Genomic DNA, 1740 nt, shown 5'->3' with positions numbered 1-1740 from the left:
AATACTTCAAGGAAAATGTGCCTAAATGGTCATTCTCCCACGCAGAAAGTATTCCATACTCCTACACTCTGGGTGTCTTTTACGACTGGCAACAAAGCGTTGACAAGAAAGTTCCTGTTCATGACAAGAGAAATGCTCCTCAGTCAGGTCTTCTACCTGAAGTCGTGAAACCAACACAGGCAAATCTTGATAAAGGTTGGCGTGACAATGAGAATACCCGAGACGAACTCTGATCAGAAACCAATATAAAGGAATACATCCCGGTAGGAGACGATTTCGAGACAAAGCTTGATATGAGCTGGTTATTTTTGGCCTCATCCAGATGGGTTCAGTCAACCTGTCCCGTATTGCCCGAACTATGGGACACGGTACCGGGATCGACTTCGGGCGTAAACGTCTCAAGCGTTTCTTCGTCCGGAGTGGCATGGATATTCCTTCCCTGAAAAAAACAACGCAAACGAACAACTCTCAGCTAAATTGAACGATTGAAAGCACCCTTCCCTGCCCGGTTTGGCATTCACTTGTCACGGTGATAAAAGTACTCAGCCCTGAGGTACTAGAATGACGTATGCTCGTCCCAATGCGTTAAGCCTTGCAGTGGCCTTTGCCATCAGCTCTTCCTTCATTGGTACACAAGCACTGGCCGATCGCAAGCTACACATAAAGTCTGTCGATATACTGGACAATGGACGTAAAGAGTATACCCAGAGAGGGATCACGGTTCGGCCAACGTTAGGTCATGACCAGCAGCCAATACTTAAATCCTTTACCACCACCTATCGTGATAAGCCTGATCGCAGGGAAAGCTATTACGTTCCTGCTATGAGTTTTACAGAAATTCTTGCTGAAGTTACAAGTGACGTTTCCAGTGTTGATCTGTTTGAAACAGACGAAAATGGCGTTGCTCAGAAATACACCAAAGTCCTGAAAGTGGGCGATGAAGGAGTTTTCAGGTTCACCCATAACCTTGGAGAAAAGGAACTGGTCATTGAAGTCAGAGGCAAAATTACCGTTCAGGATTCAATTGAGTTTGTTCGTCGACAATCAGGTGGCAGCCTGTCGTTAGACCCACTAACGAAAATCGCCAAACCTTTAAAGCTGGCTGAGTTGCTCGACACTGTCGATCTCATGGCAGGAGACATCGACCTCGGCCCTGGCGATCACTACGTTCCCCTTGCCACCATTGAAGTTGAAAAAGTTGCAGTGAAAGGGCGCACCTTTATGCGTCTTATCGCTTCGGGCGATCAGCCCCCTGAACTGCAGCGCCTGGGTCAATCACTCTTTGTCAATGATGAGGCTCTCTTGGCGGCAGCCACCTCCGCCTATATCCAGGTTCATATTTTAGAAGAGGATTTACAACAACAGGCTCTCAATGAACTGTTAGCACACAGCAAACCCGTCGGATATGTTGTACACGTCGAGGATGACACACAGGTTTATACTGCACCTGCGGGCTATCCAAAGTTGGAAGTAACAGAAGCGCTGGAGGAAGTTATTGTTTTTCGTGGACAGAAGCAGTATCCGAACAATATCGCTGTTGTAGAAAAACTCCATAAACTCTGGGAAAAAGATGAGAGTGATAAGCCCGCTCATTCAGTAAAAAAGTGGTTTAAAAGCTATGATATCCAAAACTACCGGTACGTTATTCGGAGCAGGCAGATGGCAGTGCTGGAGGAGCTGGCTGCACACCACGATATTGAATTTAACGAACATCAACTGAAGACGCTTGCATACTATGAA

The 1740-nt window shown here is 46.5% G+C and carries 3 protein-coding genes; 2 read left to right on the top strand and 1 reads right to left on the bottom strand.

Features of this window, described 5'->3' with window-relative positions; genetic code table 11:
- Positions 1-233, top strand: a 233-nt coding sequence (locus KDK16_RS07890) for a hypothetical protein (RefSeq protein ID WP_257275470.1), incomplete at its 5' end; no start/stop codon positions are given.
- A gap of 95 nt (positions 234-328) precedes the next feature.
- Here the strand turns inward: KDK16_RS07890 and KDK16_RS07885 are convergent.
- Positions 329-457 (bottom strand): hypothetical protein, encoded by a 129-nt coding sequence (locus tag KDK16_RS07885; RefSeq protein ID WP_257275467.1) that lies wholly within the window; start codon positions 455-457, stop codon positions 329-331.
- A gap of 104 nt (positions 458-561) precedes the next feature.
- Here KDK16_RS07885 and KDK16_RS07880 point away from each other — a divergent pair.
- Positions 562-1740: hypothetical protein (locus KDK16_RS07880; protein WP_257275466.1), on the top strand; the 1179-nt coding region annotated here is incomplete at its 3' end.

Source organism: Endozoicomonas sp. SESOKO4 (assembly GCF_024606275.1).
This window is presented reverse-complemented; position numbering and strand designations above follow the sequence as displayed.